12 protein-coding genes are annotated in these 6704 nt (G+C 66.2%); 11 read left to right on the forward strand and 1 reads right to left on the reverse strand.

Translation table 11 applies throughout. From position 1 onward, the window contains the following. The first annotated feature begins 2 nt into the window (after positions 1-2). The 11 genes from ACH0CP_RS16300 to ACH0CP_RS16350 all read left to right on the forward strand — a co-directional run bounded on the left by ACH0CP_RS16300 (position 3) and on the right by ACH0CP_RS16350 (position 6172). A complete protein-coding gene (locus ACH0CP_RS16300; protein ID WP_037447296.1) occupies positions 3-239 on the forward strand; it encodes a hypothetical protein in 237 nt (78 codons plus the stop codon). Continuing rightward, complete coding sequence (locus ACH0CP_RS16305; protein WP_037447293.1) at positions 236-562, forward strand: hypothetical protein; 327 nt, start codon at positions 236-238, stop codon at positions 560-562. The genes ACH0CP_RS16300 and ACH0CP_RS16305 overlap by 4 nt, the downstream gene beginning before the upstream one ends. Next, positions 552-1283 (forward strand): type IV secretion protein, encoded by a 732-nt coding sequence (locus ACH0CP_RS16310; RefSeq protein WP_035386407.1) that lies wholly within the window; start codon positions 552-554, stop codon positions 1281-1283. The genes ACH0CP_RS16305 and ACH0CP_RS16310 overlap by 11 nt, the downstream gene beginning before the upstream one ends. Then, positions 1270-2031: a hypothetical protein gene (locus ACH0CP_RS16315; RefSeq protein ID WP_037447284.1), complete on the forward strand. Its 762-nt coding sequence runs from the start codon at positions 1270-1272 to the stop codon at positions 2029-2031. The genes ACH0CP_RS16310 and ACH0CP_RS16315 overlap by 14 nt, the downstream gene beginning before the upstream one ends. A gap of 91 nt (positions 2032-2122) precedes the next feature. Continuing rightward, positions 2123-2332 carry a hypothetical protein gene (locus tag ACH0CP_RS16320; protein WP_010409146.1) on the forward strand — a complete coding sequence of 70 codons (210 nt, stop codon included), beginning with the start codon at positions 2123-2125 and terminating at the stop codon, positions 2330-2332. Positions 2333-2370: 38 nt separating this feature from the next. After that, positions 2371-2688, forward strand: a complete 318-nt coding sequence (locus ACH0CP_RS16325) for a hypothetical protein (protein ID WP_131818623.1) — start codon at positions 2371-2373, stop codon at positions 2686-2688. Further along, positions 2681-3538, forward strand: coding sequence for a CsgG/HfaB family protein (locus ACH0CP_RS16330; RefSeq protein ID WP_010409149.1), 858 nt, complete (start codon positions 2681-2683; stop codon positions 3536-3538). The genes ACH0CP_RS16325 and ACH0CP_RS16330 overlap by 8 nt, the downstream gene beginning before the upstream one ends. Next, on the forward strand, positions 3535-4689 hold the full coding sequence (locus ACH0CP_RS16335) for a nuclease-related domain-containing protein (RefSeq protein ID WP_010409151.1): 1155 nt from the start codon (positions 3535-3537) through the stop codon (positions 4687-4689). Before ACH0CP_RS16330 ends, ACH0CP_RS16335 begins: the two co-directional genes overlap by 4 nt. A 2-nt stretch (positions 4690-4691) precedes the next feature. Beyond that, a complete protein-coding gene (locus ACH0CP_RS16340; protein ID WP_116463088.1) occupies positions 4692-5183 on the forward strand; it encodes a hypothetical protein in 492 nt (163 codons plus the stop codon). Continuing rightward, positions 5180-5671, forward strand: coding sequence for a hypothetical protein (locus ACH0CP_RS16345; protein WP_010409155.1), 492 nt, complete (start codon positions 5180-5182; stop codon positions 5669-5671). The genes ACH0CP_RS16340 and ACH0CP_RS16345 overlap by 4 nt, the downstream gene beginning before the upstream one ends. A gap of 96 nt (positions 5672-5767) precedes the next feature. Next, positions 5768-6172 carry a hypothetical protein gene (locus ACH0CP_RS16350; protein ID WP_010409157.1) on the forward strand — a complete coding sequence of 135 codons (405 nt, stop codon included), beginning with the start codon at positions 5768-5770 and terminating at the stop codon, positions 6170-6172. On the opposite strand, the gene ACH0CP_RS16355 is transcribed toward ACH0CP_RS16350, so the two are convergent. Further along, complete coding sequence (locus ACH0CP_RS16355; protein WP_307718164.1) at positions 6157-6654, reverse strand: response regulator; 498 nt, start codon at positions 6652-6654, stop codon at positions 6157-6159. The genes ACH0CP_RS16350 and ACH0CP_RS16355 overlap by 16 nt on opposite strands. Positions 6655-6704 lie beyond the last annotated feature (50 nt).

Raw genomic sequence — 6704 nt, forward strand, 5'->3', positions numbered from 1 at the left:
GCATGACCACGTCGCCACCGACCTGGGATCAGGTGATCGCCACGAAACATTGGCACGCCTGCGATCTCGACACCCATACGCTCGCGCAATGCAGCCAGCTCGCGCGGCGCGACGATGCGCTCGACTGGGGCGGCGAAACGCTCGCGATGGCCGCGATATTCGGCCTGACCTACGTCTTACTCCTGCCGCTCACCCGCGCGCTGCGTGCCCTCCGGGTCCGGCCCGAGCCAGCACGATGAGCCTCGCCGACCGCGACTATATGCACGGGGCTCCCCGCATCGGCCGGACCTCGCGGCTCGACACGCCGCCCTGCGATGCGATCGAGGGCGCGTCCGAGCATCTCCAACAGGCCCGCAGGAAGCCCGTGGAGCCACGGTCAACCGCGCCGCGCGTGCTCGTCCCCCTGACGCGCCGGCTGCGTCAGGCGGGGCTCCTGGAGGCCGTGGTGGCGGCTTTCACCTTCGCCTGGGCGGTCGGATGCGGAATCGTCAGCGCGTCGCTCCACACCGATGGTGGAATTTTCGTTCCGCCCGCAACCGAAGGTACGCCCGGTGGACGGTAGTTTCCCTTTTCGCTTCCGGCGCCAACCCGAGCCGACGCACGCGACCCTCACGATCGCCGAAACCGCGGATCTGACGGCAGCGGCGCTTGAAGCGGTCCGCGCCGGTGACGGGGGCCGGCTCGCGGTATTCGGCGATGGCGACGCGATCGCCGAACTCGCCGACCAGGTCCGCGACCAGCTGATCGACCCCGCGCGCGGCAACTGGGACTTCTTCGCAGACCATCCGAGCGACTATGCACGCTCGTCCGCGATCGAAGCGTTCCTTCCCGACGATCCTGACGTTTGCTCGGGCTACACCTGCGCTTCGCGCTATGTGCTGCTCCGCGCGATCCAGCATGCCGGCGATGAACCTGGTGCGACCCTTTCGGCCGTCCGCGATCTGATACGGGATCTCCCGCCGGAAGCCGTCGCAGAGGCGGCGGGACACGATTCTGGAAACGGTCACGCCCTGCGTTGGGGAATGACCGTGCTGGCCGGCGTGCGACGAGCGACCCACGCTTTCGCCGACCACGACCGGCTGATGCCCAGGATCTCCATCGCGCGCTGGCTGGCAGGATCGGCGTCGACCATCCTTTTCGTACGACGCGAACCTGGACTGACTTCGAGCGAGGTTGTCGCCGTCGAGGCCTCGCTGCGCGATCACGCGATGCTGTCCAGAATGGACGTGTTTCCCCTGGCTCTCCCCTCGCAGTCGATGGAGGTGGTCGATGGGCATCGATGATCGCGACTATATGCGCGATCGCTACCGCAAGCGGCAGGGGCTCGATCCCGGTGCGACGCAATGGAACGATCGCAAGGCACGGGTCGAGCTGAACCGCTTCGGGTTCAGGAAATCGGTGCCGCTGGGGAGCGCGAGCTGGATATCTGGCGGATCGAAAGGGTCGTGGTTCGAAGCCAGGAACAGGGGCCACGATTATCAGCGCGGTCGATGGCGGCCCCGCCCGCGCTTCACGCCGGCCCCTTACTGGCAGGCGCTGGGCGTCGGTGTTGCCATCGCACTGGTCCTTGCGGCCTGGGCCGGGCAGGGCCAGATCAAGCGCGCAACCTCCAGCCTGTTCGCGTCAATCGTGGGGACGAACACCGGTTTTCCGGAATCGGGAACGGTCGCCGTCTCCTCCAGCGTCGACCTGCGAACCGTCAGAAGCCACCTGACCATTCAGGGTGCGGCAGACAATAGCATCGTCCAGCTGCTCGATCCGGCGACGGCGAAGAACCGGCTGTCGGTCTATGTCCGCGCCTTCGAGCGTGTCACCGTGCCAGCCCCGCTCGGCCAATATCGCGTCCGCTTCATCCACGGCCGCGAATGGGCAGATTCTCGGACCTTCTTCGGCAGGGGCACGCTGCACGACGAGGTTGCCGGCGTGATGCTGTTCACGCGACGGGTCGGGCACACGCTCGATCTTCGTCTGGGGGCCGACAGCAATCTCGTGGTCCGGCGCATCGCCGCCAAACCGGCCTCGATCCAGTGACACTGTCCTTCATCCACGCGCGGGGATTTCGCATCGCACCGCCAGGACCGGCCCCCGCGCGCCGGCACGGCGATCAACCGGGACAGGAGACATGAGCAACTGGGATTTCGAGGAAATGGGCGAGTTCGGCTCGGATGCCGACGCAGACCGCTGGGCGAAGCGCAACAACATCGCCCCGCAGGATGTCCGCATTCGCCGCAAGGGGGACGGGGTTGAGCTGGAGGTCCGGCGCTCGGCGCTGGGCGACAGCAGCGCCCGCCACGATGACCGTCGCGACGGCCGACGCAACGGTTTCTTCTGAAAACGGCCAGGGAAGGAGTACACACGATGAAACTGAAGATGATCGCCGCGCTGGGGCTTGCCGCCCTCTCCGTGGCCTTGCCGTCGGCCGCCAGCGCGCAGTCGTCGGCGCCGGTCCTGCTCGCGATGGCGAGCTTCGCCGGAAGTCATGCCGGCACCGATGCCGCGCGCGAGGTCGAGGCGAAGAAGGCGCGCTATCGCGCGCACGCGCTTCACAACGGCAAATGCAAGGACTGCGCGGACTGTCCCGACTGCAAGGACTGTGACGAAGCCGCGAAGAAAGTTGCGGCGGACGAGGAGCGTGCCGGGATCTGCGATCCCGCAGCGCATGCGAAGAAGGCGGGCGCCGGTGCTTGATCGCACCCGCATGCTCGTCGTGACGGCCGCGCTCGCGGCCGTCACACCTTCAATGGCCCACGCCCAGAAGCTGGGGCAGGGCGGCACCGGCGTCGACGAGACGACCGCCGTGCCGCAATGCCAGGTGCCGCTCGGCGTTGCCGCGCTGGTTGAGGAGAAGGCCGCCAACCCGGCCGATGGCCTGTCGCCGCAACTGCAGGCGCTCATGCGCATGGCGGAGATGCAGAACGGCGGTTCGACCGCGCGCGTCGACGCGCTGCCACTGGTCAAGCTGATGATCGCGCGATCCAATTGCTTCCGCGTCGCCGATCGCGGCGAGGCGTTCAGCGCGCTCGAACGCGAACGCGCGATCAATGGCGGGACTGCCACAACCCGGCCTGTCACCAAGGCGGATTATCTGATCGAGGTGAAGGTGGTCTATTCCGACGCCAAGTCGCGTGAGAGCGGGGGCGGGGTCGGCGGTGTGTTCGGCGGGGCGGTCGGGCTCAAGTCGAAGACACTCGAAAGCCAGGTGCTGATGACGCTGGTCGACGTGAACACCGGCATCCAGGAAGCGGTCGCCAGCGGGTCGGCGCGCAAGAAGGATATCGGCGTCGTGGGCGGTGGGCTGTTGCTCGGCCTTGGCGTGGGTGCGCTCGGTGGAAGCTACGCCTCGACCGACATCGGCAAGATCACCACGCTGGCGACGCTCGATGCGTTCCGCAAGCTGATCGAGGATGCACGGCCACGGCTCGAGGCGAGGCTGGTGCCGGCCAAGCCGCCCGCAATGGTGCCTCCCGCCTCCGCGCCGCTACCGGCGCAGGCGGTTCAACCGCTGCCGCAGCCAAATCCGGGAACGCCGAAACGATGATCCGCAAGAAATCGACCCGCGCGGCCGAGATCGCATTTGCCGACGAAGTGATGGCGTCCGACGAGTTCGCGGCTCTCCCCGAGCGCGTGCGATCGACGGTGCGGAACCATCGCCAGGGGATGCGGGGCGAGCGCGAGACCGCCTATATGCTCGATCACCAATTCGGGCCTGACAACGACCGCAACCTGCTTATCCACGATCTGCGCCTGCCGGACGGGCAGGGCGGGTTCGCGCAGTTCGATCATATCCTGCTGTCGCGGGCGTCGCGCACCGCCTCGATCTTCGAATCCAAGAACTACTCTGGCCGGATCTCGAAGAACGAGCATGGCGAATGGATGGTCTGGTATCGCTCGCAACGTCAGCCGCAGAACATCCCCAATCCGGTCGAACAGGCCAAACGACAACGCAAGGTGCTGCAGGCGTGGCTGAAGCGAAAAGGGCATGACAGGGCGTTCGCGGAGGTCGGCGTATTCGTGTCCGTTCCGCCCACCGCGATGATCGACCGTTCCAAAATCGGCAGCGACGAGCCGATCTACAAATGCGACAACCTTTACAAAGCCTGGGTGCCGTTCGGCGGGTCATCGCCCCTGGGACGAATGTTTTCGACCGGCGTCACCGCCGCGCAGATGGTCGAGATCGCCGACCAGCTCATCGCCGACCATGTCCAGGAGGGCGATATCTATACCCGCCTCGGCATCGTTCCTGACAGCACGGACGCCGCCGATACGTCTCATACCGGCGACCCGTCTGGGCCGATCAACATGCCCATCGTCCAGGCCGCGTCTGTGCCGGAATTGCCGCCGTACGTCGAGGCAGAGCCTGTCACTGTTCATCCGGCGCAAAGTCCCTCCACATCGGTAGCGGTTGAATGCACCGTTTTGGAGGTATCGCCCCCTGCCAAGGCGGTTCCCGTCAAGGCGGGCGCACCTATCGAGGTATGCGCCGGGATCGTCGAGCGGACACTGCCAGATGGCCGCATCGCATTCCGGGCCGCGCGCGACGATGAGATCGGCAGGGAGGTTCTTTCCGCGTTGTGCAAGGGCAAGGCGATCTGGAACCCGAGATTCTCCAACTGGATCTGCGTGCCCGACGTCGCCGACGTGATCCGGGCTGCACTTCCCGATGCGATCAGGGTCGGCCACGTCGCATGAATATGATCAGCCTGCCCCGGCCCGAATGCCCGTATTGCCATGAGGCGATGCGCCGCTGGCCGCTGGGGCAGCACATGCTGGTCTGCGACACCTGCCGCCGTCCGATCGTGCGCTACCTCGCTGCGCCCTCGCGTCGGATCTTTCGGCTGCGCCCGCTCTACAGCGTCATCAACGCCATCGCGCTGTTCATTCTGGTCGCGACCTTTCTCGCCATCGTGATCGCCCGCGCCGACATCCGGCATATCATGCTGGCCGTCGCGATCCCCATCGCGATGTTCGGCGCGAGCGATATCGGCGATGGCTGGCTGTCCTGGCGTACCTCGCTCGATCGAGGGTGGAACCACCTTCGCAAGGGTCGCAAGGCGCGGCTGATCGGGCTGGCACGCGCAGCGTTCGGCATCGCCGGCTGTGCTGTCGCCATCTTCGGGCTACTTGCCTACGGCGACATGACCACTCCACGAAAACCGCTTGCCCATCAGGCTGGTCGGCCATGATTCCCTTCTGCCTGATCCTGGGCGACAGCACCGCGGTCGGCACGGCGCAGGCATTGGCAGCACAGGGCATACGCTGCGAGGTTCATGCGCGCGTGGGTGCCGGTTCGGCCGAGATCGAGCGGCGGGTGAGGGGCGCTTCGGCCGCCACCGTCGCCCTCATCGCACTCGGGTCGAACGATGCCGCCAGTCCGGCGCTCCCAACCAACCTTCTTGCGCTCAGGCGGCGAACCACCGCCGTCAAGGTGGCCTGGCTTGCCCCCTACGACCTGCGCGCGTCATCCATTGTCACGTCGATCGCGGCACGTTTCGGCGACACCGTCATCCCGCTGCGGGCGCAACCGAGCCGGGATGGCATCCATCCGGTCAGCTATCGCCCCGTCGCCAAGTCGCTGCGGTGGGGGGCGGTCGCCCCCTTCAGAGCCGGCGTAGCGCCGGCGCCGATCGCGCGCGCGACCGTGCTGGTGATGAGCAGCCCACTCGGGTCGTGATCGCCATCTTCATGCCGCGAGCATCGGTCGCCGGAACCGAACGGCTCGACTCAATCCCGCTGGAACAAATCCGGCCCATATGACAGGCTGAACGTCATGGACCATCGCATCACCCACACCTGCGGCCATGAGCAAACCCATTTCATTGCCGGGTTCGCGTCGCAGCAGGAGCGCAAGGCCACCTGGCTGCGCACGACGGTCTGCGGCGCGTGCTACCGCAAGCAGCGCCAGGAAGAGAACGAGCGCGACGCCGCGGCCTCGCAACAAGCCGTTGCCCATCTGTCGCTGGCGCCGCTCAACGGCTCGGAACGACAGGTCAGCTGGGCAACGACCATTCGCGCGAAACGGATCGCCTTGCTGCGCAAGGATCAACCTCTCGATAGCGTCGAAACCGGCGCGGCGCTGCTCGGCATCGCGGACGCCAAATGGTGGATCGACAACCGCGACGCGACCGACGCGCAGTTGCTCGCCTCGGCAGGGGTGGCTCAGGCTCCCGGCTGAACCGGCGTCGTCACCGCATTCTTCAGCGGCGCGGGCTTCTTGCCGTCAGGCAGCGTCCTGCGGAGGTGCTCGTGGACGATCGCAGCCGAGAAGGGCTTCGGGATGAACGTCGCCTTCTCGGGCATGTCACCCGGATTGGGACGGATATTGCCGCTGGCGATCACGATCTCGATCCAGGGCCAGTGCTGTGCGACATGACGCGCCAGCGCAAAGCCGTTGATCGATCCCGGCATCTCGACATCGGAGAACAGCAGGATGGTGTTGTCGGCCTGCTCCTCCAGCAGCACGATCGCGGTATCGCCGTCCATCGCCTCATGACAGCGAAAGCCGGCGTCCTCCAGGATCAGCGTCATGTCCATCAGGATGATCGGGACGTCATCGACCGCGAGCGCGAAAGGTACGGTCGAAGTGTTCATCACCTCTACAACCGCCTGTATCTGTAGGCGCTTGCAATCGTAACTGGCGCAGTAGATGTCGATCATCGCGGACATCATCCTGGCCAACTCGCGTGTGGTCGGCGCATTTTCCCACC

Source organism: Sphingomonas sp. 179-I 2A4 NHS, assembly GCF_045369135.1.
Classification (GTDB): Bacteria; Pseudomonadota; Alphaproteobacteria; order Sphingomonadales; family Sphingomonadaceae; genus Sphingomonas.

Excerpts from the sequence above, each read along its gene's own strand:
- ACH0CP_RS16340 (WP_116463088.1), top strand. The coding sequence starts at position 4,692 with ATGATCAGCCTGCCCCGGCCCGAATGCCCGTATTGCCATGAGGCGATG.
- ACH0CP_RS16350 (WP_010409157.1), top strand. The coding sequence starts at position 5,768 with ATGGACCATCGCATCACCCACACCTGCGGCCATGAGCAAACCCATTTC.
- ACH0CP_RS16300 (WP_037447296.1), top strand. The coding sequence starts at position 3 with ATGACCACGTCGCCACCGACCTGGGATCAGGTGATCGCCACGAAACAT.
- ACH0CP_RS16315 (WP_037447284.1), top strand. The coding sequence starts at position 1,270 with ATGGGCATCGATGATCGCGACTATATGCGCGATCGCTACCGCAAGCGG.
- ACH0CP_RS16355 (WP_307718164.1), bottom strand. The coding sequence starts at position 6,654 with ATGATCGACATCTACTGCGCCAGTTACGATTGCAAGCGCCTACAGATA.
- ACH0CP_RS16320 (WP_010409146.1), top strand. The coding sequence starts at position 2,123 with ATGAGCAACTGGGATTTCGAGGAAATGGGCGAGTTCGGCTCGGATGCC.
- ACH0CP_RS16335 (WP_010409151.1), top strand. The coding sequence starts at position 3,535 with ATGATCCGCAAGAAATCGACCCGCGCGGCCGAGATCGCATTTGCCGAC.
- ACH0CP_RS16305 (WP_037447293.1), top strand. The coding sequence starts at position 236 with ATGAGCCTCGCCGACCGCGACTATATGCACGGGGCTCCCCGCATCGGC.
- ACH0CP_RS16345 (WP_010409155.1), top strand. The coding sequence starts at position 5,180 with ATGATTCCCTTCTGCCTGATCCTGGGCGACAGCACCGCGGTCGGCACG.
- ACH0CP_RS16325 (WP_131818623.1), top strand. The coding sequence starts at position 2,371 with ATGATCGCCGCGCTGGGGCTTGCCGCCCTCTCCGTGGCCTTGCCGTCG.